A 26062-nucleotide genomic window follows, 5' to 3' on the forward strand; every position below is an offset into this window, starting at 1 on the left:
CCTCCTAAATTATATGTCTAATATCATCTAAAGAAGATATATTTTCTTCTTCCATAAACTTTTCAATCCCATCGATTATATCTGTCATAAGGTCAAGCTTTACGAAGTTACCAGTACCTACCTCGATAGCACTGGCTCCTGCCATAATAAATTCTATGGCATCAACGTAGTTTGTAATTCCACCCATGCCGATAATTGGAAGGTCTACCGCCTTAGCTACTTCATTTACCATCCTTAGGGCAATAGGCTTTATAGCAGGGCCTGAAAGTCCTGCAGTCTTATTGGCAAAGACAGGTTTTCTTGTTCTTATGTCAATGGCTAGGGCATTGAAGGTGTTGACAAGGCTTATTCCATCTGCACCATTATCCCTTGCTATCCTTGCAAAATCTCCTATATGGCCAACATTTGGGGATAGTTTTACAAAGAGGACTTTATCAGTAACTTCCCTAACCTTAGATACAACTTCAGCTGCCTTAACGGGATCTGTTCCAAAGGCCATTCCACCCTTTTTGACATTTGGACAAGAAATATTTAGCTCGATCATTTTTAGATCAGTCTTATCAAGCTTCCTTGCTCCTTCTATATATTCTTCTACAGTATGACCCCCAAGATTTGCCATGGTAACAAAGTCTCTTTGTAGCATAAAGGTAAGTTCATTATCAATAAAGTGATCGACTCCTGGATTTTGGAGGCCTATGGAATTCATTATCCCTGATGGGGTTTCATAAATTCTAATACCAGGATTGCCTAGGTTTTTATTTAGGGTGAGTCCCTTGGAGCTAACTCCACCTAGCCTATCAAGGTCAATATAGTCTTCAAATTCTTTTGCAAAGCCGAAGGTTCCGCTTGCAGCTATTACTGGATTTTTAAATTTTATTCCGCATAAATCTACTCTCAAGCTCATCTAAAAAACCTCCTTAGCATCAAATACTGGGCCATCCTTGCAGACCCTCACAAAGTCACCCTTGCGATTTTTGATAGTGCAGCCAAGGCAGGCCCCTATGCCACAAGCCATATAAGATTCCATGGATACATATAGTTTGGCTTTTTTTGTCTTACGAGCTAGGTTATATAGCATAGGATTTGGTCCACAGGCATAGATTACATCATAGTCATCTGGATTAATGGCATCTGTTATAAAGATCTTGTCGACTTTATCTATTGTAGTCACGATTTTATTTACATAAGGCTTAAAGGCATCAGTAAAGTATTCTTCATCAGAAAAGCCTGCATAAAAATCGACCTTGTCCTTTAGATTTTTAACAAGGTACAAGAGGGGAGCTATACCTATCCCTCCAGCAACTACTGCTATTTTTTTATCTTGGACTAAGTCAAAGCCATTTCCAAGTGGCCCTAAGATATTTACTAGATCCCCTGGCTTATAGGCCTTCATTAGCTCAGTCCCCTTGCCCTTTACTTGGTACAAGAGGCTAAGTCCATCTTCTTCTATATCGACTATACCAAAGGGTCTAGATAGGATGGGACTTCCAGAAAAATCATTAGATCTTAGCATAATAAATTGGCCTGGCTTGGCATCCATAGTAAGGTCGACTTTCATGAGGTAGATTCCTGGACCTATGTTTTTGTTTTCGATAATTTTAGCTTCCTTATAAGCTTTCATTAGCTGATATTTCCTTCCTACTCTCGATTGCCTTTTCTCTTGCATAGTAACCAATTTTTTCCTCACCATCATCAAAGTTTTGATAATTTTTTAGGATGGCCCTAGAAGAATTAACTACTCCACCATTTAGCTCTTTCATTAGGTTAAAGACATTTAAGCTGTCTGCCTTTTGAGCTCCAAAACCTGGTATCAAGAAGAAGTTTGTGTCATACTTATCCCTAATCTTCTTAACTTCTTTGCTATGGGTTGCTCCCACTACAAGGCCACATGGACCATATCCAGATTCTCCTAGGTACTTATCATTAATTTCTTTAATCTTATCCCCTACGGCATAAAAATATTCACTGCCATCCTTAAGTTCAAGGGTCTCAAAGTCCTTGGCGCCTGGATTGGAGGTCCTTAGCAAGACAAAAACTCCCTTTTCTCCACTTGCCAAGTATTCTTCGTAAGGTTCAATGGAATCCATCCCCATATAAGGATTTAGGGTTATAAAGTCAACTTCGAAGTCTCCCTCAAAGTGGGCCTTGGCATATTGTTTGGCAGAAGCTGCTATATCTCCTCTTTTGACATCGCCTATTGTTAGGAGGTCTTTCTCCCTTAGGTAGTCTAGAGTTTTCTTGTAGGCAAACATTCCTTCTAAGCCATAGGATTCGTAGTAGGCTATTTGAAGCTTATAAATAGCACAAACATCATGGGTATTATCAATTATTTCCTTATTAAAGTCAAAGAGGGCCTCAGATATGGACTTGCCTTCCTTCATACTGTCAGGAAGATAATCAAGGGATGTATCAAGGCCTATGCACATGAAGCCTCTTTCCTTGACTCTCTCATATAACTTATCAATTATTTTCATATTTTAATTCTCCTCTCCTATAAACTTTCTCAATAGATCCTTTGAGTGTCTTATCTATTAAGAGTGAATTTTTGGACTTGGACCTTATCTCATCTCTTGTGTAGGTATATTCTCTATCAAGGTCAACTAATACAAAGTCTGCCAGATAGCCTTCTTCTAGTTTGCCCTTCTTTATTCCTAATATCCCTGATGGATTTGTAGACATAAGGGCTACTAGTTTATTTAAAGAAATCTCACCACTTTGAACCAAGGTCATATAAGAAGTTGAAAAAGCTGTTTCTAAGCCCAAAAATCCAGGTTTACCTTGAACCTTTTCTTCATCAGTATGGGGAGCATGGTCAGTTGCTATGGCATCCACATAGCCATTCTTAATAGCTCCTATCAAGGCATACTTGTCCTTATTTTCTCTTATAGGTGGATTAACTCTAAGGTCATCCCTCTCTGAGAGACTTATGTGATGAGGAGTAACTTCACAAGTTATAGGAGCTCCTAGGTCCTTAAAGTAGGAAATAGCACCAATCGATCCCTTGGTTGATACATGGGAGAAATGAATTGGGCAGGCTAACTTGTAAGATAGGTAACAATCCCTTATAGTCATAAGGTCTTCGGCTAGCTCGTAGTTTATGGCTGATAGGCCCCTTACTTCCTCATGGAGGGTCATATTTACACCGAGATCCTTTGCCTTAACCATGGCCTCATACATGGTAGTGTCATCGTCTACTCCATGGCCATCATCTGATATGAAATTTACTCCTTGAGGTAAATCATCTAGATGCTCTAAGCTCTTTCCATCAAAGTCCTTGGTTATAGCATAGACCTGATGGATATCGATTAGGTCGAGGTCTCTTCCCCTCGCCATTATATCCTCATAGACTTCCTTAGAAGATACTACTGGATCTGTATTTGCCATTAGGTTTACAGCAGTATAGCCACCCTTGAGGGCAGCATATGATCCAGTTTCTAGGTCTTCCTTGTAGGTAAAACCCGGATCTCTAAAGTGGGTATGGAGGTCAGTAAAGGCAGGCATTAAGAAAAGACCTTGGCAATCTATAATTTCGGTGTCCTCATCTTCCTTGTAGGCTCCTACAATTACTCCATCTTCGGTATAGATATTATTTTTTGTTATTGTTGTATCATCGATTCCAATAAAGTTTGTAAATATTTTCTTCATCTTATTCTACGTTATATATTTGATCGCAATAGATGCACTTATACATTTTCTTTTCTGCATCTACTAGGACAAATTTGCTAGTAACTTCTCTTTCAGTAGTAGAGACGCACTTTGGATTTTGGCACTTAAGGATTCCTTCTGTTACTTCTGGTAGGGATAGGGATTTTTTCTCAACTACCTTCTCATCTTTTATATAATTTACTGTTGCATTTGGATCAATTAAAGCAACAGCATCTAGGTTTAAATCCAAGTTATCCTCAATCTTTAGTATATCTTTCCTGCTTGAAGAAGTTGAATTTGCATTCAAAATTAGGGCAACTTCCCCATCGAGGTGTTCTAGTCCAAGTTCATTAAAGATTTTGATTCCCTTACCTACTTCTATGTGATCTATTACAATTCCGTTTTTTAAGCTAGTAATCTCAAGCATTGTTAGCCTCCAATAATTTCAAAATAAGTGCCATTCTTACATACATTCCGTACTTAGCTTGTTTAAAGTAAACAGCTCTAGGATCCTTGTCAACATCTGTTGATATCTCATTTACCCTAGGGAGAGGATGAAGAATAATCATATCATCTTTTGCCTTTTTGAGCTTGTCCTTGGTTAGGACATAAGAATCTTTTAGTCTAATGTATTGGTTCATAGAGAAGAATCTTTCCTTTTGGATCCTAGTCATATAGAGTATATCTAGGTCTTCTAGACTATCATCAAGGTTGGTTCTCTCTTCATATTCCAAATTATTATCTTCGAAGACAAATTTCTTTACATTGTCAGGAAGTTTTAACTCATCAGGTGATATTAATACATACTCGTTATTATCAAACATACTCATTACTTTAAGTAAAGAATGAACTGTTCTTCCGTATTTTAGGTCACCACAAATTCCTATCTTATGACCCTCTAGGGTATTTTTAGTTTCCATGATGGTCAAGATATCTGTAAGAGTTTGGGTAGGGTGTTGGTGGCCCCCATCTCCTGCGTTAATTATAGGGCAATCAGCTGTTTCGCTTGCAAGCTTGGCAGCTCCTTCCATAGGATGACGCATGGCAATAATATCAACATATTGGCTAACAGTTTTTACTGTATCTCTAAGACTTTCTCCCTTTTGAGAAGATGAGGAATTGGCATCAGAAAATCCTATTACCTTACCTCCAAGCCTTGACATGGCACTTTCAAAAGATAGCCTAGTCCTAGTAGATGGCTCAAAAAAAAGAGTCCCCAATAATTTACCATTACATGAATTGGAAAAATCACTAGGACTCTTTACTATTTCTTTACCTAATTCAATTATCTCCATCAAATCTTCTTTTGATAGATCGTCTGCACTTAATAATTTTTTGATCTTAAGCATAATATCTCCTTCTATAATTTTCATTATTATATCAAAAGATAGATCAAAAATCAATAATTTTTTAATTCTTGGGTTAATTAAGCCTTCTCTTCTTGATATCAAGCCTAGACTTTATCTCAACAAAAACCTCCTTAAAATCATAGAACCAATTATCAAGTAGTCCTGATTTTATAAGTCCCACTATAAAAATTGCCACAACTGGAGCAAAGATAGCCGTTACAATACCACCCATCCTAAGTCCTGCATAGAGGGCTATAGTTGATATCAAAGGGTGAATATCAGCAGACTCACCGATTATCTTAGGAGATATAGCCTGTCTAATTAACTGCCAACCTAGGGCTAGGACTAGAAGAATTAGAGCCTTCTCTGAATTAGAAAAAACTAAAAATTCTACCAAGGACCAGGGAATTAGTACAACCACAGTACCTACTAGGGGCAAGATATCTACAAAGGCCACCAACAAAGATATAGCTAAGAAAAATTCTTGACCAGTAAAGTATAGGACAAGGGCAGTAATAACAAAGCACAAAAAAGCCAAAATTAATTGGGACTTGACATAGTTTACAGTTGATGCCTTAAAGACCTTCCTAAAAACCCCAATACTCTCCCTAGAAGATTTGGAAATTGACTTTTCATATTTTTTGATAAAGCTCTCCATATTGCCAAGTATTATATAAAAGGCTGTTATAAAGGTTATAGTAAAAAATATAATCGTTGATGAAGCATTGATTAGCTGCCCAGTAATGTTTACAGTTTTATTAAAAACCGTAGACTTAAGGGAGTTAAGTCCTATAAAAACTGAGTTTAGTACATTATTAATTATAGTTGTAACAACTGGTGGCCATAGTTTTGCATCTGAGCTTAACTTATTTATAACCGATTCAATATAGGCCCTTATAGAAGGCCAATCCCTTATAACCTGGCTGATTAAACCGATAATTTGATTTAGTATTAGACCAAAAACCCAAAATCCCAAGATAATTAAAATTACTAGCAAACCTGTTCCGACTATATAGGAAAGGAATTTTTGCTTGATAGGAATTAGGTCATTAATCTTCTCCACTATGGGCCATATTAGGTAGGCTATAGCAAAGGCTACTAGTATTGGCATCAGACTATCAAGTAGTCCAGGTAAAACATAGACTGCAAATAAAATACTCCCTAGGATTATCAAAATCCTTATAGCAAATCTTTGATAAAGAGCCTTTTTATCCATTTTTTCTCCTACTCGTCTTCGAGTTTTAATACAGCGAGGAAGGCATCTTGAGGAACTTCTACATTTCCTAGCTGACGCATTTTCTTTTTACCTTCTTTTTGCTTTTCAAGCAGTTTTTTCTTTCTTGAAATATCTCCACCATAGCACTTGGCTATTACGTCTTTTCTAAGTGCCTTAACTGTTTCTCTGGCTATAATCTTGTTACCTATGGCAGCTTGGATAGGTATTGCGAATTGCTGTCTAGGTATTTCATCTTTTAATTTTTCTACTATGCCCCTACCCCTATTGTAGGCAAAGTCCCTGTGGACTATGAGTGAGAGGGCGTCTACCGTTTTTTCGTTAATTAATATCTCTAGCTTGACTAGGTCAGAGCGTTCATAGCCAGCAAGTTCGTAGTCAAGAGATGCATAGCCCTTAGACCTTGATTTTAAGGAATCAAAGAAGTTATAGATTACTTCGTTTAGGGGAAGTTTGTATCTAATTGATACCCTATTTTCATCTATATAGGTCATATCCTTTAGCTCTCCACGCCTATTTTGGGCAAGCTCCATTACCTGGCCTATATAGTCCTTCGGTGTTATAATCTCAGCATTTGTAACTGGTTCTTCTATATATTCTATTTCTGTAGGATCTGGGAAGTCATTAGGGTTTTGAAGGCTTATTTTTTCATCCTTGCCCCTAAGTTTTACCTTATAGATTACTGATGGTGCTGTTGCAATAATATCTAGGTCATATTCTCTCTCAAGCCTTTGAGTTATGATATCCATATGCAAGAGCCCCAAAAATCCTGCCCTAAGTCCTACGCCGAGGGCCTTGGAATTTTCTTGTTCAAATATCAAGGACGCATCATTTACTTGGAGCTTCTCTAGGCTATCACGAAGTTTATCAAAGCTCTCCCCTTCTGCAGGATAAATTCCTGAATATACCATAGGCAAGACTTCCTTGTAGCCAGCTAGAGGCTTATCTGTAGGATTGGTGAGGGAGGTTATAGTATCTCCCACCCTGGCATCCTTTACTTCCTTGATAGATGCTTCTATAAAGCCAACATCACCACTACGAAGTTCCTTTGTCGCTATCCTTGACCTAAGAGAGTAGCCTACTGTATTTACCTCGTATTTTTTGCCAGTATTCATCATGACTATCTCATCACCCGGCCTTACTACTCCTTCAAAGACCCTCACATAGCAGATAACTCCCACATAAGAATCGTAGTAGGAATCAAAGATCAAAGCCTTAAAGGGCTTATCATCATGGTCTTCTGGAGCTGGTACATTATTTACTATATCTTCCAGTACGTCTTCGATATTAAGTCCGGTCTTGGCTGATACCAAGGGAATATCTTCCGTATCTAGTCCTATTTGATTTTCAATCTCTTCCTTTACCTCATCAACCCTGGCTGATGGAAGGTCTATCTTATTTAATACGGGTAAGATTTCTAAGTCTTGCTCTAGGGCAAGATATGTATTGGCAAGGGTCTGAGCCTCCACTCCTTGGCTTGCATCAACTACCAAAATCGCCCCTTCACAGGCCTTAAGAGACCTTGAAACTTCATAGTTAAAGTCCACATGTCCAGGGGTGTCTATTAGATTTAGGTCATAAACCTTCCCATCCCTAGCCTTGTATTGAATCTTAACCGCCTTTAATTTTATGGTTATTCCTCTTTCTTGCTCTAGTTCCATATCGTCAAGCATTTGATTTGATATGTCCCTCTTGGATATGTCCATAGAATTTTCTATGAGCCTATCTGCCAGGGTCGATTTGCCATGGTCGATATGGGCAATTATCGAGAAATTTCTTATATTTTCTTTTTTCTTCATAAATTCCCCTAATCTACATAAGGATCATTATCTATTAGTCCGATTGAATTAAAAGGATAAAATCTCAAGAAGGCATGGCCAACTATATTATCCTTGGTGATTGGCCCAAATCTCCTAGAATCATTACTAGCTCCAGGAATCCTATTATCACCCATAACAAAGTATTGGTCTTCTCCTAGTACCCACTCACTTTCTTCTGTAGAAGGAGTTGTTTGTGGGATAGAAGTATAAGTCTCGCTGAGTTCTTCGTCATTTACATAGACAGACCCATCCTTAATAGAAACCTTATCTCCCTCTTCTCCTATAATCCTTTTTACGTATAACTTATTGTAGGCATCTGGTGCTCTCAATATTATTATATCTCCCCTATCGAAGTCACTAAAGTGAGTTCCTATTTTATTAACTAACAAAATATCCCCATCGTGGAGGGTATTTAACATTGATTTACCTGATACCATTGTAGCATCTATTATAAACATTTTAACCAAAATAGTTATTATTAAGGCTATGGCAATGGTTTTGACCCAATCCCATATAGTGTACAAGATGCCGTCTTTATTTGTATTAGAATTTTTACTCATATCTACCTCTTTTCCCTTAAATTATATACTAAAAAAACAAATCTTCCAAATCATTTATTAATATATCTCCTATAAAACTTGTAAACTTGATGTCTTTATGGTATTATAAATTAGTCGATATAAATTAAGAAGCGAGGTGAGAGTCGAATGGCAAATATTAAATCTAGTAAGAAAAGAATTGACATCGCTAAAAGAAATACAGCTAGAAACAAGTCAAGAAAAAGCGAAATCAAAACTCTAATCAAGAAATTTGATGCAGCTGTTGAAGCTAAAGACCTTGACGCAGCAAGCGATCTTTTCAAAAAAGCTGACAAGAGATTAAAACAAGCTGAAGCTAAAAATATCATGCACAAAAACAAAGTTGCAAGAACATCTTCAAGAATGGCTAAGGCTTTAAATTCAATTAACGCATAAGATAATGAGTGATAATCAGTAACGGATCCCCACATATGGCTACTGATAATCACTCATTTTTTATTTCACAAAATCACCTATCAAAAGTATCAATTCCTTACCCATATCGAGATTAGAAGTTTTTTGTTTTAGGTCCATATCAAAGAGTCTATCATGAAGATTAAATAAGTCATCTAGGCTAAAGTTCTTTACAAAGCCCTTTACCTTTCTAAGCTCGAAGGGAGATAATTTTAAATATTTACCTATGAAGTTATCATTGACTCCCTTACTTACAAGGAGCTTTATCCCTATCATATTCCTGACCTGTCTTATTATCATGTGATAAATCATAAATAGGTCCTCGCCAGTTTTTTTCATATAGAGAAAAGTCTCTATAGCCTTCTTGGCATTTTTGTTACTCAAAGCATCTGTTAGGTTGAAGATATTTAAGTTTAAGACTTCATTTAGCTGCTCTCTTACGTCCTTTTCCCCTACAATTTCCTCATCAGAATTAGAAATAATCTTATCTATGGTATTGACTAGCTCATAGAGCTCTACCTCACTATTCTTATCAAGGTAGGAAAATCTCTGGATAATCTCATCAATAAGCCCCATCGAAATCTTCTTGCCTGCCTTTTTAAATCTCTTACCTATAAAGGAAGTTAGCTCCTTTCTATTTAGCTTGTCAATATTTACAATAGCCCCCGATTTTTGAACTTCCTTATAGAACTTCCCCTTGAAAGGACTATCATTTGAAAAGATTAGAAAAATCACATAATCTGGCAAGGTAACTAGGTCCTTGGTCAAGGGATCAAGAGTATTTTTGTAGTTCTTCATTCCGTTTTTGGATAGGTCTATATCACGCCAAATAATTACCTTCTTATCTTCCATAACTGGGTAGGTTTCTATGGCAGTTTTGATTTGGTCATAGTCAGCTTCTCCCTTGATATCAACAAGGTTGAAGTCCACTATCCCTACCATATCCTTCGCAAGATCTATTATAGAATCTGACAAAAATTTCTCCTTAGAATCAAAGAGAAAGACTCCCCTTAGTTTATTTCCTTCAAAAGACTTCATAAATTCAACGTAGTTCACCTGAAATATCCTCCCTTAACATAGCCCTCTATAGAAAATTCTCCATCAAAGCTCATTTCAACTAATCCATCTATCTGAGTATTATATATAATCCTATCGGCTACATTATCCATAATTTCTCTTGCAGGATGGCCATAAAGATTATTCCTTCCAGCTGATATTAAAACTATACGGGGATCAACCCTCTCTATAAAGTCCCTCTGACTAGAAGTGGCAGACCCATGGTGGGATAGCTTCAATATATCAGCCTTCTCATCAATGTTTTTTTCTAGCTCTGCCGGCATATCACCCATGCTCATAATCTTAATCCCCCTTATATCAATTAGTAATCCCATAGAATCTGCATTCTCATCATCCGAATCACCTTCTGCAATTACCTTTATTTCTGTATCTTTTAGAACAATCTTATCCCCCTTCTTTAGGAGAGTTGGATCATGGTCCTTTACTGACTTATAATTTGAATTTGTAACAAAAATATTTTCCACTTCAAAATTATCCAAGACCCCCTTGAGATTTCCTATATGGTCGCTATCCTCATGGCTTATAAATATCCCCTTAATCTTACCAATACCCAAGGATTTTAGATAAGGGATTAGGATGGCCTCGCCTGAGTCGTAGGACTTATACTTGGGTCCTCCCACATCAATCAAATAATAATCTCCCCTATCAGCTAGCAAGAAAGCATCTCCCTGACCTATGTCTATCATTTGATAGAAGGTCTTGTTGGTATCAGATAGGCTCCCAACTAGGAGAAGTACAAGAGATGCTAGGATAATATATCCGTGCCTCTTTGCCCTTGACACTCCCAGGTTAATAATCACTAAAATCAATACAAAAAAGTATATCACTAGCAATATCGAAGGCTTGGCAAAGTCAATTCTTGTAAATCTTATTGATCCAAGAAGAATAGTCAGGCTCAAAATCCCCTCAACTAGGATATTAAGAATAACCAAGACTAGTAAACCAAGAGGCTTAATAATAAAAATTCCCATGACAAGTGCAAATATCATATACATAGCAAAGGTAAAAATTGGAACTACCAAAAAATTTGCAAGTATAGATATCAAATTAATACTGCCATAATAATAAATTATAAAGGGAAAGAGTCCCACTTGGATGGCAGTCGTAAAGGCAAGGCTATCTCCTACATAAGTCTTCCCAAAGCGTCTTTTGAAATATGGATAGATCAAATAAACCGAAAGGGATGCTACAAAGCTAAGGACAAAGCCAGAGTTGAGGAGGGCAAAGGGATTAGCTACTAAGATGGCGCTCGCTATTATAAGTAAGGCTTTGACCCTATCAAAGGGCTTCTTATACAAAAATGCTAGAAAACCGATAAGGTTAAGACCAATTACCCTCATTACAGAAAATGGAAAGGAAATCAGATAGCCATAGGCAAGGGACAAAAAGAACCCTATCCCATAGGCATACTTATAAGAAATCCCCATTCTCGTGAAGATAAAAAGCAAAAAGCCCATCAGGATATCCAGGTGGAGGCCTGAAACAGCCAGAATATGGGCAAGGCCCAGGTCCCTTATCTCATCTCCATCAACTAAATTCTCACCCAAGACTACAGATACTACAAAATTCGCCACAGGCTTAGAGAGATTGCTATCAAAAATCCTATGGATACATCCATAAAAGGAGTCCTTTATTCTAAGGAAAAAATTACTACTAGGATAAACCTTAAAATCTCCATCAATCATAGCTTCAGAAAAAATATCCTTGCTGGCAAGGTATCTCCTATAAGAAAAAAGATTAGGATTTGTATTGGTATTAGGCTTCTTAAAATCAGCCCTCGCCACAAACTTATCCCCTATATGTAAGTCTTCATCAGAAAAATAGAGGGTCTTCTCCCTTATCTCTCCATCGGAAGCCTCAAGAAAATACCTAAACCCATCTTGACTCTCCCTCTTCTGAACAACAGTAAAAAACATCTTGCGAGATTCGTCCTTATACAAGGCCTTGCTAGAAAAACGAAGGGAGCTAAGCGAAAAAGACAAAACAAGTCCCAAGATACAAAAAATAGCCCTGGACCTCCTAAGGTAAAAAATAAGACCAAGGACAAGGCCAGATCCTACGACATAAAGTATATTAAGATTTTCAAAACTAACAAAAATCCCCACTCCAACCATAAGACCTAAAAGTAGGGCCAAAAAACTTCTCCTCATCTCAAACCTCTTTTTAATTATAACATAGTTTTCCTTATAAATTATATAATCCTCATAAGCCTCTCAATATTTTATTTATAAATTAATCGATATGATATAATTATAAAGAGGTACTTATGATTAAAATATACGAGCAATTCCCTGAGATTTTATCAATCAAGTCCAGGGTTATTTCTAAAAATTATGACAAGAATAAAACTTATTTGAATCTTGATAGGACTATTTTTATGCCTAATAATGATGTTCTTACTAATGACAAGGGCTTTATTGATGGGAAGAAGGTTCTAGGTATTGAGGAGAAGAATGGCAAGGTCCTTCATACTGTCGAAGGAAAGATTTCTAGGCGTGAGGTGGTTTTGAGCCTTGATAGGGAAGTTAGGTACAAGAACTTAAAACTTGCAAGTGGCTTTAGTCTATTTAGGATTTTCTTTGATACCTACAACCTCCCCCACAAGATGGATTTTGCCATAGAGGATGGTAAGGGGGCGATTTTTATAGAGGATTTTAGACAGGGCCTTGATAGGGACCTTATCGAAGGGCAGATTAATTATGCCATTGATGCTGGTTTAAAGATTGAAAAGTCAAATGGTATAGTGGAGCTTCCTGGTATTGGTAAGACTATTAATAATTTAATTTGCTTTGATAGGACTTACAAGTTAAAGTTTTTTAAGATTCTTGATACCGAGAGGACAGATTCAAATATGAAGGTTATTTTTGACTGCGATAAGTAATTCTTATTTGAAGATTTACTTGCCTAAATTTTTTTATAATGCTATAATTAAATAAATTATTAAATGAAAGGAGAATAAAAATGACAAAATTAAGATTAAATGAATTAGGAATAGATTGTAACAAGTAGAAGTAAGTCTTAGGATTACTCCTATAAACTTACTTATTTATAAGGAGTATACAAGTATATGAAAGAAATTAAATTTTTATTGAAACAAATGGCAAAGTTTGAGCCATTCATGTTTGTTCTAATTGCACTTTATTCCATATTTATCGGTATTAGACCCTTTATATGGATTATTTCACCTGCCTATATTTTAAAGAATACGGATAAGCCCTTTTCTTTTTTTCTGATATTTTTTATAGTAGTCTTACTTATAAGTTCACTTATAGGTTTTTTTGAGTCTTTTATTATGAATAACTACCGTATGAGAATGAACTCTATTAGGTATAGGTTCATTAGGATGGTTACGGATTATTCCTTGCATCTCGATTTTGATAAGCAAAAAGATAAGGATTATATAGAAAAAATTAATAATGCCAATAAGGCTTGTAGGGATCCCTTTAATGGAGCTGGTGGTATTATGATGCAGCTTCCCCCACTTATGTCTGTAATAGTATCAATCGCAGGCTTTGCTTGGATATTTTTTGCTATGGGATTAAAGATATTCTTGATAGTTATGGCTATTAGTTTGATAACCTTATGGATCAATTACAAGACTACTATATTATTTCGAGACTTTTGGGACAGTCAGAGTAATAACTGGAATATTTTTGAAAAGCTCAATTATCAGCTAAGAAATCCTGAATCAAAGCAAGACATCCTTATTTTTAACTTTATCTCCCTCTTTAGATCCTACTATATGGGAAGAAATAAGGAAAGAATAGATGGATTAGCAGAAGTTAATAATAAGGAATTGAAATTAAAAAGCCTAGGAAAATTAATTTCCATACTAAGGGATGGGCTAATGATTTTTTGGCTTCTCTCTTCAATTATAAGGGGAGCTATTGATATAGGTGATTTTTATATGTTCTTTACTGCTATCTTTAGCTTTATCACCTTTGAGGAAAGTATTTTTTGGACCTTTGCAAACTTCAGAAATTCGGCAGTTTCCTTTAGATATTTCTTGAAACTATTTGAAGATGAAGATTTACTTGAAGAGAAGAGCCTCCCTCTTCCAGCTAAGATGGATGATTTTAAGATAGAATTTAAAAATGTGTCCTTTGGATACCCAAACACCGACGCCCTTGTACTAAAGGATATCAACCTAATTATTCATAAGGGAGAATCCATTGCCCTAGTTGGTGAAAATGGAGCTGGCAAGTCAACCCTAGCCCTCCTCCTCTGTGGTCTCTATGAGCCTACATCTGGTCAAATCCTCTTAAATGGCATAGATATAAGAACCTATGGGAAGAATTACCTAGACCTAATCGGGGCAATCTTCCAGGACTCCCTCCTTATGCCCTTTACTATCCAAGAAAATATTACCTTTAAGTCAAGAGAAACTGATTTGACTGATATTTATAGGAAGACTAGGCTAGATGAAATAGTCGAGAGTTATGAGGATAAGGACAAGCAAGTCTTGCTTAGGACCTTGGATGAGAATGGTGTTGACCTTTCCGGTGGTCAAAAGCAAAGGATATTTTTATCGAGGGCCTTGTACAAGGATAAGTCTAAACTTTTGATTTTGGATGAGCCAACAGCCCAATTGGATGCCCTTGCAGAAAAAGACCTCTATATGCTCTATGATAAGTTAACCAAGGACAAGGCTTCAATATTCATATCCCATAGGCTAGCATCGACCAAGTTTTGTGATAGGGTTATCTTCCTTAAAAATGGAAAAATAACTGGCAATAATACCCACGAAAGATTAATCGAAGAAAATGAAGAGTACAGGGACCTCTATAACTTGCAAGCAAAGAATTATAAGGAGGTATTATGAGAAATATCTATAGATTATTTAGAAGAATAGACCAAGACTACAAACATTTTACCTTGAAAGTTTGCTTGACTTCGATAGTTCTGGGATTTTTACCTATAATCAATATCCTTGCACCCAAGCTAATTATAGATGAGCTTAGTGGAGTTATTTCTTTAGAAAAACTTGGATTGATAGTAGCAGTAATTTTACTAACTAATCTTATAAATTCATTACTAAAAACCTACTATAATAACTACTTTGACCTGGTTTTTGAATCAATGACTGATAAAATGCTCTTTGACCTAAGCGAGAAGTCCCTAAGACTTCCCATAGAAGAAAGTGATAGTAAAGTGGTTCAAGATAAGCTAGAAGCTGCCCATGATGCTGTATTTACCTTGTTTGGCCTAGAAGAAGCTATGAATTTTGCTGTAACATCCATAATTACGGGGATTTTTGCCATTGGAGTATTAATTAGATTATCAATTTTTATTCCCTTAATAGGTCTAGTAGTAATTATTGCCAACAAGAAATTCGTAAATCTTATCAAGGAAAATGAAATTAACTACCAAAAGCACAACATTCCTGACTTGAGGGTGTATAGGTATTTTACGAACTTCTCCCAAGATTTTAAATACTCAAAAGATCTAAAGATCTATCGAGGCGAAGATCTAATCTTGGAAAAATCTAAGCATTATATGGATCAAATGATCGAGACGTCTAAATGCTATTTTAATAAGAACGGTATCTACCAGGGTATAATGAATATAACTTCCAATGCTACCATAGTGGCACAGTTGATATATTTGACCTATAAGCTAATTAAGAAGACGATAAGTCTTGCTGACTTCACCCTTTATTTTAACTCAATTATCCAATTGATAAACACTATAAATCTATGTCAGAAAAACTATGCCCAAGTCATATCAGCCAATGAAAAATTAAATTCTTATTTCGAGTTTATAAATCTAAAAGAGCAATATGACCCAGGCAAGGATTATGTGAATATTGATGATGATAAGATAAGTATAGAGTTTAGAAATGTAATTTTTAAATACCCAAAGAGCGATAAGAATACCCTAAAAAACTGCTCTTTCAAGATTGATAACGGAGAGTCTGTTGCCCTAGTAGGAAAAAATGGTGCAGGTAAGTCTACCATAGTCAAGCTCCTCTGCAAGTTCTATGAACCAAGCGAGGGGGCTATCCTAATAAACGGTGTAGACCTAAGAGATATAAGTAAAGAAGACTATTACAAGATCTTATCTCCTACCTTCCAAGACTTTAGACTATTCCCTTTTAGGGTAAATGAAAATATTACAGCTGATAAGGCAGAAAACATTAGCGAGGACAAAAAAGAAGAAATATATAAATCGTTAAAGCTCTTGGGCATATATGATTGGGTGACTTCCCTCCCTAAAGGCGATAATACCTACCTAACCAACCTCTTCGATGAAGAAGGCATAGAGCCATCAGGAGGAATAGGTCAAAAGATCGCCCTATCAAGGTCCATGATCCATGGGGGCAAGTTCTTCATAATGGATGAGCCAACCAGCGCCCTAGATCCAAGAAGTGAGCAGGATATCTTTGAAAAGATGCTAGAAATATCCAAGGGTCAGACTTCCCTCTTCATCTCCCACAGGCTATCATCGACCAAATACGCTGATAGGATTATAGTCTGCGATGATGGATTTATTAAGGAAAATGGAAGCCACGATGACCTAATGAAGGTAGATGGTCTTTACAAAAAAATGTTTACTACCCAAGCCGAACTTTACTCATAAAAATAAGCTGTTGCAGGAGAAATTTTGCAGCAGCTTTTTCTTATCTTTTGTGGACGCTTTTAAGTCTATTTTCTAAGGTGATGCCTAGAACTATATATGCCATAAACTCACTTATCAAGACTAGGACAACTATCAGAGTACTTGCCTCTAGGAACTTATAGATAAGTATACCGATGATAAAAAATAATAGACCTAAGCCTAAGGTACCCTTGGCCATGTATCGGTTGGCAAAGTACCAATTTTGCTTGTTTTTCATAGAGAGTTCTGACCTATAGCCATACCTAGTATTTATCCTCTTATCCTTTACAGTATTACATACAAAGCTTGTAATAATTAGAAAAGCAGCTGGGAAGAACAACAAAAGCTCTTTAGCGTTCATATCTCCTCCTTAAATAAATTTCTTAAATAAAAAGTCTAAACCCAAAACCCAGGCCATGGAATACATAAATATGGATGGGCCCTTAAACAAAAATATTATAGTTGAAAACTTCCTTAAGGACATATCTGAAAGACCTGTCAAATAACATAGGAAGTCATCAGGGGCAACTGGAAATAATATTGCTAGGGCAAAAAATTTCTCGTAGGACTTTTCACTTAACTTAGAGCTATATTTATTATACTTTTCTTCACCAAAAATCTTTAAAACTATAGACTTGCCAAAAGTCTTTGATATATGAAATACTAGGATAGATCCTAGGCAAATCGAAATATAATTATATATAAAGCCCCAAAAAGCCCCAAAAATTACAACTCCAAATACAACAGTAAGGCCTCCTGGTATGATAGGTAAAACGACTTGAATTATTTGAATCAGCATAAAAAATATAGGTGCTAATTTGCCCTTAGATAAGACATAGACCCTAAAGGTATCTATTGAATTGAAAAGCCCAGCCTTGTATCCATAAAAACCCAAGGCCACAAAAATAACCATAACTAGAACGGTTACTATATTTAAGATATTTTTTCTAATAAAAACTTTCATAAATTCTCCTTAATCAGGTGTTCGCTATAACACCATACACTACCCAAGAAAGTAAGTCAACTATCTTTATATGAATATAAGCATTTGTTAACTTAAATTGAAAATATTTATGCCCTAGGTCTCATGGATTTCAAATAATTTATTAAAGTTTAATATATTAATTTGCTATAAATATCTCACATAGTCTTTATATATCACATTATAATTTATAATAATAGATTAGTTTTATTAAAAATTATTGACATGAATAATTCCCTGTGCTAGTATTAAAGTGTAATATGTTATACTTTTAATGCATTATTAAATATTTTAATAAGGAGAAATCATGAACGAAAAATCTTTAGAAGAAGCTAAACAGGATACTGATTATGAAAAATCTGCTGTTCCTGTAAATGCTAGGAAAAGCTTTTTAAGCATTACAATCGTTTGGCTTGGATTTGTATTTGTCATTACTAGTATGATGACAGGAGGTGGCTTAGCTAGTGGTCTTGTATTTAACGATATTCTATTATGCGTAATAATTGGTAACATCTTTTTAAGTTTGATTGCTATAGCAATAGCTAATATGGCTAGCAAAACTGGTCTAAGTTTTGCCTTGATAACTAGGTATACTTTTGGAAATAAAGGATCTAAACTTGCAACTTTATTTGTACCTATTGTAAATATAGGACGGTACACTATTCAAGCTGCTACATATGGTAATTTTATATCTAATGTTCTTAACATTAAAGGTGTCGGAGAATTAATAATTCTATTTTTAAGTGCTGTAGTTATGGGGATTTTTGCTTTTTCTGGTATTAAAGCGATAACAATTTTGGGATATGTTGCTATACCAGCTATTATTTTTCTTTCTTTAGGGACAGCAATGAAATCGATATCTATTGCAGGATGGAATTCTATTATCAATTATTCTCCAACAGAAAACCTGAGTATTGTAAATGGTATAACAATAGTAATTGGTACCTGGATACTTTCTACCGCTACTTGCATAGCTGATACAATGAGATTTGCTAAAAATAGTAAACAAGCAATGCTTAGTGCTACAATTGGTCTTCTAGGCGGAAACACATTATTAATTCTTTGTGGAGCTATAGCAGGAATAGGTATGCAAAATAGCGATCTAACACAGGTATTATTATCATTAGGGTTAGTTATTCCAAGTTTGATACTTATGACAACAAATATATTTACTACCAACGCAGCTAATTTATATTCATCTTCGCTAAATTTAGCTAATAGTTTCAGAACTGACAGAAAAAAAATAATTACAGTTGTATTAATTTTTTCTGGTTTATTATGCTTAACAAGACCTTATAATATTAGTGTATTATTTACATTTCTTAATGTTTTAGGTGTAATTGTTCCACCATTAGCAGGTATAATCCTTGCTAATTATTATGTAATAAATAAAAGAATATACCCAGACTTAGATAGCGATAAAATTAAAGATTGGGATGTAGTTCCATGGATAAGTTGGGTAATTTCTTTAGTTATAGTAAAGCTTCTTGAAAATATAGCTCTTGGAGAAAGTGCCGTTAATGGAATATTTGGTTTACCAGCTTTAAATGGTATAATTTTAGGATTATTAATATATGTATTAATTGCTAAACTTCAAGAAAGGCTAGGTAATAAATGAAATATCCAGATTATATAAAAAAATATAAATATTTAGCAATATTAGGCATAATACTTATGGGAATTGGATCTTTTATGGTATGCCTGTCTAATAGTAAGTTAGGATCAAACACAGGCACATTCCTACTTTGCTTAAGTATTGTCATATCTATAATAGGTTTTTCAAAATGGCAACCATAATTTAAAAAATCAAAATAAAACATAAAGAGGATTAACAATGAAAAAAGTATTTAAAGTTGAGTATGAAGAAAATCAAGAATATAATCTATCAGATTTAAAAGAGTATGAAGTTAAGCTACTTTATAGAGTGTTAGAAATATGCAAGGAATCAAAAGAAAAAGGAAATCATCCTTTTGGTTGTTTGCTGGCTGATGAAAATGGAAATATACTATTAGAACAAGGAAATGAAGAAGTTACATTAGGCGGAGATTGTACTGCACACGCAGAAGCTTTATTAATGAGAAAAGCTTCCCAAATTTATTCAAAAGAAGAGATGAAAAAATTTACATTATATAATTGTGCAGATTCTTGTGCTATGTGTACTGGTGCTATGTACTGGGGAAATCTTGGTAGACATGTATATATAGCTAGAGAGTCTGAATTAAAGAAGTACACTGGTGATGACATTAGAAATCCTACTTTAAATCTACCTAGCAGAGTAGTGTTTGCTAGTGGACAGAAAGAATTTGAGACTTTAGGTCCATTTAAAGAGCTTGAGCCTGAATTTTTTAAACTCCATAAAAATTATTGGGATAAATAGATAAAATTCTAATAATCTTATAATTTTTATTATATTATAAGCTGCTATTTAGTTTTTTCATATATAAGCAAGAATACAAATAACAGCTTTTTCATATGATGAATTGCAAATAATATTGCGACACCTAAATCAAACTAAGTTCGTGCATAAATAAATCAAATGGAGTTTGATAATTTAGACTTTTTCTAGGTCTAGTATTAAGCTCCATTAGTTTTTTAATTAATTCTTCTACTTTAATTTTAGATAAATCTGTTTTCTTTGGATAATATTCTCTTAGTAGTCCATTCAAGTTTTCGTTGCTTCCTCTTTGCCATGCTGAATATGGCTCAGCAAAGTAAAAGTAAATTCCTAGCTTTTAAGCTCCATAATTACAAGAAAATTTTTACCTCTATCTGAAGTAAAACTCTTCAAAGATTCTTTTGGAAGTGAGTGACATAGTTTTTTTATTGTTCCAAGATAGAAGACTTACTTCTATCTTGCATTGGTAATGCTATATAGAATTTTGTTTTTCTCTCAATAAATGTAGCTAGGCATCTTTTACTTTTTCCTCTAGATGATACTTCTGTATCTAATTGCTAGTGTCCAAACTCTGCTCTTTTCTTGACTTTGATTGGTCTGTTTCTTATGGATGTTCCAACGTTAAATCTGCCTCAAGTTTCCTTAGTTTTTCTTGATTTTCCTTTTCTTCTAAGTTTGCTTATGTAAAATTGAATTAGTCTTGAATAAGGCTAATTGTATATAGTATTAAAAGAAATTCCACCTTTTAATACAGTAGAGGCAATTTGTTCTGGAGACCACTTACAATTCAATTTCTCAATGATTTTATCCTTTATTTTTTCTGTAACTTTGCTATTTGCTTTTGTATGTGAAGATTTGGCATCTCTATCTTTGCTTGCTTCTATAGCCGAATAAGTGTTATTGCATCTTTTTAACTCTCTAGAAATAGTCGAGTGATAAACTCCAAGAATTTTTGCTATTGTTCGTAAAGATACGCCCTCTTGTTTTAATACCTCTATCTTATTTCTATCATTTAGGCTAAGATGTATATAACTCATATTAACCTCCGTAAATGTTTTTGTCGTTATTGCATTTTATACGAAGTTAACATGAGTTTTTTCTTACTTATGCTGTCGCATTTAATTTTACAAGTTATCTGGCAAATTGATTAAATATTAGACTCTATAAAAAATGTTTATTTATCCTAAACACTAATAAAGTCAATACTCATAAATCCAATCTATATATGTGATGCTTTTAACCATAGCGATTAGTAAATTTATTCTGATTTAATAGGTTTTATATCATATATAAGACTGTATATTATACTTCATATTAATTATTATAAGTCTATCAAATAAATTAAAAACCTCCCCAGAATAAGCCTAGGGAGATCTTGAATTAATTCCATTATTAAGCTTTTATAGTTACTCCTGTTTTATAGATCTTATCATCTACTAAAACTTTAACTTCATATTCTCCTGAGAAACCTTCTTTAGAGATTACTGTTGTTGTTTCTCTATCATCATCAGGCAAGAAAGTCCCAGCACACATTGCTCCTCTTATACCATGAGATGTTGATACAAAGTATTTTCTAGTTTCATCTTTTCCTTCAAAGATTAATTGTACAAGTTGTCCCTTTGTGAATTTACATTTAAATTCAACCCTATCTTTTTCTTCTTTGATAGTTGCTTCTTGCCAATCTTCAAATTCTAGATCTGTTTCTTCAGCAGGAATATCATAATCCATTTGAGTTGTTTCTCCAAGAGATCCTAATATTTTTCCTTCTCCTAAAACTAAATCTTCACCAACTTTATTATATAGGTTGATTTTTTCAGCTCTATAGTAGTTAGAATTTACTTCCATCTCAAATTTTATTTCATCGTCTGCAATTTCATAAGTTCTTGATTTAAGTACTGATCTTGGATCATCTATTTGAGCATAAGGCCCTAGTTTAGCACTTGCATTTCCATCTTTATCATAAGCAACTCCACCTGAGTGTACTAGATAGTATCCTTCATTATACCATACTACGTTACATATATAAGGTGAGTAGAAATCTATTCCTAATTCTTTTCCAAATTGCCATGTTTGTTCAATTTCCATTTTTTCTGTATCTATTCTATATTTAACAGCTCTAGAATAAGAATCATTAGGAGCTAAATATTTATCTGGGTTTTGGCTACCCCAATGGTGGTTATCAAAGCACATTACATCTCCAAGTGGAGTAATCAAGTTTGAATGTTGTTCATATTGCCATTCAAAGTTTTCTGTATCTCCAACTGGTTTGAATAAGTATTTTTGATATTCTTCTGGCCATAATTCTGGATCAGATATAATCCAATTTAACTCAGCTGTATCAAAATCTATATTTACCATCGCGTTGTTGTGACGACCTGATAATGTTAGAGAGTTTGTATTTTCATCATACCATACAGCATTGCAATGGAACCAATCTTCATCTGACCATGAACCTGATTTTTGAGCACCTGGTTTTATGAAATCTTTGAAGTGATATTCTTTTTTTATTTCTCCACTATCTTTATCTATTACAACAGCACCATCTTCTACTGTTCCATTTGCAGCATCACAGTTTAAAGCTACTATATCTCCATTTGGAAGATAGCATTGGTCATGATGGTATCCATAAGGAACCCTATATTCTTTATAGATTTTTCCTACTGCAGTAAATTCATAAATACCTGACAAGAAATAAGGCATTTTCATAATTCTATCTGACCCCATAGAGAAGTTGCCATTTGGAAGAACTTTTACATCCCAAATCATTGGTCTTGTAAAGTCAAGTCTAACATCTCCAGCATAGTCAACGCCTATAGCAAGTTTTGCAGTTGCAGGGCAGCAGAACATTATTTGATCTTGCATATATCCAGCGCTTGTATCTACATACTCAACTAAATCAGCTCCATCTGTCTTAGGAGTTTTGATTGTTATAGTAACTTTTTCTGATTCTCTTTGCCAAGGATAAATTTCTACCTTGTTTTCATAATCACTATATAATCCAACTATTGGTAAAATATGTTCTTTTGCCTTAGGGAAAGATTGATAAAAGTCTGCTTGTTTGGTTTTTCCTAAAACTCTTACATTTATCGCTGTTTCTTCTTCTGTTTCAAAACAAACAACTGCAGATAGGGCATTTAATTCATATAAGTTGTATTTTACTAGAGGATTTTCCATTGTATAATGTCCATCATGGAATTCTTCTAGCATTTCTTTTTCTTTTCTTGCTTGAACATCAATTAGATGTTCTTGATATTCGTATTTTACTTTAGTCATTATAGTGCCTCCTTAATCATATTTTCTATAACTGGTTTTTGTTGTAATCCACCTCTTCTATTTACTTCTTGTCCATCTTTAAATAATACGATAGTAGGATAACCTTCTACATTGTATTCTTTAATTAAATCAGGGTTTGCTTCAAAGTCTACTTTTACTATATTTAAACCTTCGTTATTTTTGCTGATATCATTCAATACAAATGAAAGCATCTTACAAGGGCCACAAGTTTTTGAATAAAAGTCTACTAAACTTACTCCTTCAGCAATTAAATCTTTAAAATCTCCACCTTCATATTCTCTAATCATAATATCCTCCTTAATTATTTTCATCCATTTCTTTTGACTTCTTGTAAAGTCTAGCTTCTTGAGCAGCTATAGCACCATCATTTGTAGCGGTAACAATTTGGCGTAATCCCTTAGATATACAATCTCCAGCAGCAAAAACACCTGGCATACTTGTCCTCATTTTTTCATCTGTAATTATGTATCCCCTATCATTTTCTATACTTGTATCTTCAAGAAACTCAGTATTTGGAAGGGTTCCTATATATTCAAAGGCACCATCAGCCTCTACTATTTGTTCATTTTCTAAAGTATCCTTATCAGCAAATTTAATTCCTTTAAGATGTCCATCTTCTACAAGAAACTCTTGTATTGCCTTATAAGAATTAACTTCTACATTATCTAAAGATCTAAAATATTCAGCTGTTGTAGGATCTCCAGTGAGATCAAAGTCTGTGACAACAGTAACTTTATTACAAATATCTGCTAGATATATCCCCTCATCGATAGCAGAATTACCACCACCACAAACTATAACATCTTTATCTCTATATTTTGCTCCATCACATATAGCACACCATGAAACATTAACTCCAGCAAGCTCAGCTTCACCAGGTATATTTAGCATGCGTGGTCTTGTACCTGTTGCAATTATAACAGTCATAGCTTCGAAAGCCTCATCGAATTCATCAGTATAGATTTTCTTAAACTCTCCATCTTCAATCTTATTTACTGTAGCATATTCAAATTCTACACCTAAATTTTGTGTATCTTCATACATCTTGTAGGCTAGATCTGCTCCATTAATTTTTCCGCTACCTGGGTAATTTTCTATAAGATTTGTATTTACTATATTTCCGCCTGGAGCTAGTTTGTCTAATAACAAAACGCTTAGATTAGCTCTTACTCCATAAATTGCAGCTGTCATTCCGGCAGGACCTGCTCCAATTACAATCAAATCATATCTTTTACTCATAATTAACCTCCTATAATTATTGTACCAATTATTAGAAAATATTTAAAAGCTTTATTTCAAAATTACTTATTTGTTTCTCCGGTTTTGGTATAGGCATATTTTGACAATAATATTCCAACCACATCATTTATTATTACACTTGCAGGGAGGGCTACGGTAAATATATATAAATATTCTGGGAATAAAACCGATGCCGTTGTAGCAGCATTGTTAAAAAATACTAGGGCAACTCCAGCAGCTGGTGTCATTGTTATACCTATTGTTTTCTTTACCGTCTCAGGCTCATTAGCAAGACTTGAACCAATATATCCTCCTATTATTTTTCCCAATCCTCTTACTATAATAAATGTTATCAATATTAAGAAGTGATCAGGTATGAGTTTTGGATTTAGTGGCAAGCCAAGACTAAAAACTAAACACATTAGCCCAATTTCTTGAATAGAATGAAATTCTCTTTTTACTGATAATAATTTTTCATCAGAAACCATATTTACATATACGGTTGAATATAATATACCGATTATTATAAAATTCATAGAAGGATTTTCAAGTATGTAATTGTCAACATAAAATGCTAATATATTTGCAACAACCATAACTGAAACAAAAATTGCTAAGTCAGTTTTAGAATCCTTAGAATTTTTAATAAGTAATGATGCTATTACACCAAATATTAGACCGATTATTGCAGGTAAAGCCATCATATCAAACATTGACACATCAACTGATATACCAGCACTAAATATAGCTTGCACAAGAGCTAGAAATAAGTAAAAAACAATATTTGCTAAGATATTATCCAAACCTGTCACAGTTTTTAAAATATCTGTAAATCTACCTTCTGCCTTAAATTCACTAATAAGAGAAATATTAACACCTGGGGCCGTAGGCAAAGCAACTAACCCTATCAAGATTGCCAAAGGCCAAGGTATACCCATTACAACAAAAGCTATTGCAAAAACCGCAAATACCAACAAAGCTGCACCTATCATTTCAGATAAGGTAATAGTTAAGTATTTACTTCCAGCTTTTTTTAGTTTCTTAAATACCATAGAGTAACCAACCATTATTCCTACAATCGTTTTTGCAAAATTCATTATAACAGTAAATGTAGGAATTGCCATGGCATCTTTACTTATAATACCGATAACATTTGGACCTATAATAACCCCCGCTAATAGCCAACCTAAAATCTGCGGAAATTTTAACTTAGAAATAAGTTTTCCAGCTAAAAAAGCTATCATATATCCAAGCAACAAATTAATTATTAGCATATAACCTCGCTTGCTTGATAAATTTTATAATCAATTTGAACTTACAAATCGATTATATATATAATTATATCATAGTTATAAAATAATCAAAAATTTTTTCTTAAGCTTTTATGATTCGTTAAATATTAAACACTAACGGATTGGTTATCCTATTTCTATCTCCT

24 protein-coding genes and 1 pseudogene are annotated in these 26062 nt (G+C 34.4%); 6 read left to right on the forward strand and 19 right to left on the reverse strand.

The window, feature by feature from the left end:
- Window positions 1-4: 4 nt before the first annotated feature.
- The 9 genes from MUN42_RS02145 to lepB form a co-directional block, all read right to left on the reverse strand.
- The gene (locus MUN42_RS02145) at window positions 5-904 is read right to left on the reverse strand and encodes a dihydroorotate dehydrogenase (protein ID WP_243342627.1); all 900 of its coding nucleotides are present in this window, start codon (window positions 902-904) and stop codon (window positions 5-7) included.
- Window positions 905-1621, reverse strand: coding sequence for a dihydroorotate dehydrogenase electron transfer subunit (locus MUN42_RS02150; protein WP_243342628.1), 717 nt, complete (start codon window positions 1619-1621; stop codon window positions 905-907). It lies immediately after the preceding gene.
- Window positions 1608-2474, reverse strand: a complete 867-nt coding sequence (pyrF, locus tag MUN42_RS02155) for an orotidine-5'-phosphate decarboxylase (protein ID WP_243342629.1) — start codon at window positions 2472-2474, stop codon at window positions 1608-1610. The genes MUN42_RS02150 and pyrF overlap by 14 nt, the downstream gene beginning before the upstream one ends.
- The gene (locus MUN42_RS02160; RefSeq protein ID WP_243342630.1) at window positions 2461-3645 is read right to left on the reverse strand and encodes a dihydroorotase; all 1185 of its coding nucleotides are present in this window, start codon (window positions 3643-3645) and stop codon (window positions 2461-2463) included. The genes pyrF and MUN42_RS02160 overlap by 14 nt, the downstream gene beginning before the upstream one ends.
- 1 nt (window position 3646) lies before the next feature.
- Window positions 3647-4072, reverse strand: coding sequence for an aspartate carbamoyltransferase regulatory subunit (locus tag MUN42_RS02165; RefSeq protein ID WP_243342631.1), 426 nt, complete (start codon window positions 4070-4072; stop codon window positions 3647-3649).
- On the reverse strand, window positions 4065-4994 hold the full coding sequence (gene pyrB / locus MUN42_RS02170) for an aspartate carbamoyltransferase (protein ID WP_243342632.1): 930 nt from the start codon (window positions 4992-4994) through the stop codon (window positions 4065-4067). Before pyrB ends, MUN42_RS02165 begins: the two co-directional genes overlap by 8 nt.
- A 73-nt stretch (window positions 4995-5067) precedes the next feature.
- Entirely contained in the window at window positions 5068-6210 is a 1143-nt protein-coding gene (locus tag MUN42_RS02175; protein WP_243342633.1) for an AI-2E family transporter, read from the reverse strand.
- Between the two features lie 8 nt (window positions 6211-6218).
- Window positions 6219-8027 carry a translation elongation factor 4 gene (lepA, locus tag MUN42_RS02180; protein ID WP_243342634.1) on the reverse strand — a complete coding sequence of 603 codons (1809 nt, stop codon included), beginning with the start codon at window positions 8025-8027 and terminating at the stop codon, window positions 6219-6221.
- A gap of 8 nt (window positions 8028-8035) precedes the next feature.
- Window positions 8036-8608 carry a signal peptidase I gene (lepB, locus tag MUN42_RS02185; RefSeq protein ID WP_243342636.1) on the reverse strand — a complete coding sequence of 191 codons (573 nt, stop codon included), beginning with the start codon at window positions 8606-8608 and terminating at the stop codon, window positions 8036-8038.
- A gap of 147 nt (window positions 8609-8755) precedes the next feature.
- On the opposite strand from lepB, the gene rpsT reads away from it, so the two are divergent.
- Window positions 8756-9022, forward strand: a complete 267-nt coding sequence (gene rpsT, locus MUN42_RS02190; protein ID WP_243342638.1) for a 30S ribosomal protein S20 — start codon at window positions 8756-8758, stop codon at window positions 9020-9022.
- A 60-nt stretch (window positions 9023-9082) separates the two neighbouring features.
- Here the strand turns inward: rpsT and holA are convergent, their stop codons facing one another.
- Together holA and MUN42_RS02200 are read right to left on the reverse strand one after the other, a co-directional pair.
- Entirely contained in the window at window positions 9083-10096 is a 1014-nt protein-coding gene (gene holA, locus MUN42_RS02195) for a DNA polymerase III subunit delta (RefSeq protein WP_243342639.1), read from the reverse strand.
- Window positions 10093-12267 (reverse strand): DNA internalization-related competence protein ComEC/Rec2, encoded by a 2175-nt coding sequence (locus tag MUN42_RS02200; protein ID WP_243342641.1) that lies wholly within the window; start codon window positions 12265-12267, stop codon window positions 10093-10095. The genes holA and MUN42_RS02200 overlap by 4 nt, the downstream gene beginning before the upstream one ends.
- Window positions 12268-12383: 116 nt before the next feature.
- On the opposite strand from MUN42_RS02200, the gene MUN42_RS02205 reads away from it, so the two are divergent.
- The 3 genes from MUN42_RS02205 (at window position 12384) to MUN42_RS02215 (ending at window position 16696) form a co-directional block, all read left to right on the forward strand.
- Window positions 12384-12998: a hypothetical protein gene (locus MUN42_RS02205; RefSeq protein ID WP_243342643.1), complete on the forward strand. Its 615-nt coding sequence runs from the start codon at window positions 12384-12386 to the stop codon at window positions 12996-12998.
- A 186-nt stretch (window positions 12999-13184) separates the two neighbouring features.
- Window positions 13185-14939, forward strand: coding sequence for an ABC transporter ATP-binding protein (locus MUN42_RS02210; protein WP_243342645.1), 1755 nt, complete (start codon window positions 13185-13187; stop codon window positions 14937-14939).
- Window positions 14936-16696: an ABC transporter ATP-binding protein gene (locus tag MUN42_RS02215; RefSeq protein WP_243342647.1), complete on the forward strand. Its 1761-nt coding sequence runs from the start codon at window positions 14936-14938 to the stop codon at window positions 16694-16696. Before MUN42_RS02210 ends, MUN42_RS02215 begins: the two co-directional genes overlap by 4 nt.
- A gap of 40 nt (window positions 16697-16736) precedes the next feature.
- On the opposite strand, the gene MUN42_RS02220 is transcribed toward MUN42_RS02215, so the two are convergent.
- Window positions 16737-17075, reverse strand: coding sequence for an SdpI family protein (locus MUN42_RS02220; RefSeq protein WP_243342650.1), 339 nt, complete (start codon window positions 17073-17075; stop codon window positions 16737-16739).
- A 9-nt stretch (window positions 17076-17084) separates the two neighbouring features.
- Window positions 17085-17678, reverse strand: coding sequence for a TVP38/TMEM64 family protein (locus MUN42_RS02225; protein ID WP_243342652.1), 594 nt, complete (start codon window positions 17676-17678; stop codon window positions 17085-17087).
- 325 nt (window positions 17679-18003) lie between these two features.
- Here MUN42_RS02225 and MUN42_RS02230 point away from each other — a divergent pair, with 325 nt between their 5' ends.
- Together MUN42_RS02230 and MUN42_RS02235 are read left to right on the forward strand one after the other, a co-directional pair.
- Window positions 18004-19314, forward strand: coding sequence for a cytosine permease (locus tag MUN42_RS02230; protein WP_243342654.1), 1311 nt, complete (start codon window positions 18004-18006; stop codon window positions 19312-19314).
- A gap of 216 nt (window positions 19315-19530) precedes the next feature.
- The gene (locus MUN42_RS02235) at window positions 19531-20073 is read left to right on the forward strand and encodes a nucleoside deaminase (RefSeq protein WP_243342656.1); all 543 of its coding nucleotides are present in this window, start codon (window positions 19531-19533) and stop codon (window positions 20071-20073) included.
- A gap of 124 nt (window positions 20074-20197) precedes the next feature.
- Here MUN42_RS02235 and MUN42_RS02240 read toward each other — a convergent pair.
- From MUN42_RS02240 to MUN42_RS02265, 6 genes and pseudogenes are all read right to left on the reverse strand, one after another.
- Window positions 20198-20410, reverse strand: a pseudogene (locus tag MUN42_RS02240) (IS30 family transposase); the annotation flags it as partial.
- A 391-nt stretch (window positions 20411-20801) separates the two neighbouring features.
- Window positions 20802-21128, reverse strand: a complete 327-nt coding sequence (locus tag MUN42_RS02245) for a helix-turn-helix domain-containing protein (RefSeq protein WP_243342658.1) — start codon at window positions 21126-21128, stop codon at window positions 20802-20804.
- Window positions 21129-21483: 355 nt separating this feature from the next.
- The gene (locus MUN42_RS02250; RefSeq protein WP_243342660.1) at window positions 21484-23364 is read right to left on the reverse strand and encodes an aryl-sulfate sulfotransferase; all 1881 of its coding nucleotides are present in this window, start codon (window positions 23362-23364) and stop codon (window positions 21484-21486) included.
- Entirely contained in the window at window positions 23364-23672 is a 309-nt protein-coding gene (locus MUN42_RS02255; RefSeq protein WP_243342662.1) for a thioredoxin family protein, read from the reverse strand. Before MUN42_RS02255 ends, MUN42_RS02250 begins: the two co-directional genes overlap by 1 nt.
- 10 nt (window positions 23673-23682) lie before the next feature.
- Window positions 23683-24624: an FAD-dependent oxidoreductase gene (locus MUN42_RS02260; RefSeq protein ID WP_243342664.1), complete on the reverse strand. Its 942-nt coding sequence runs from the start codon at window positions 24622-24624 to the stop codon at window positions 23683-23685.
- Window positions 24625-24686: 62 nt separating this feature from the next.
- On the reverse strand, window positions 24687-25898 hold the full coding sequence (locus tag MUN42_RS02265) for a cation:proton antiporter (protein WP_243342665.1): 1212 nt from the start codon (window positions 25896-25898) through the stop codon (window positions 24687-24689).
- Window positions 25899-26062 lie beyond the last annotated feature (164 nt).

Source organism: Anaerococcus sp. AGMB09787, from assembly GCF_022808955.1.
Lineage (GTDB): Bacteria > Bacillota > Clostridia > Tissierellales > Peptoniphilaceae > Anaerococcus.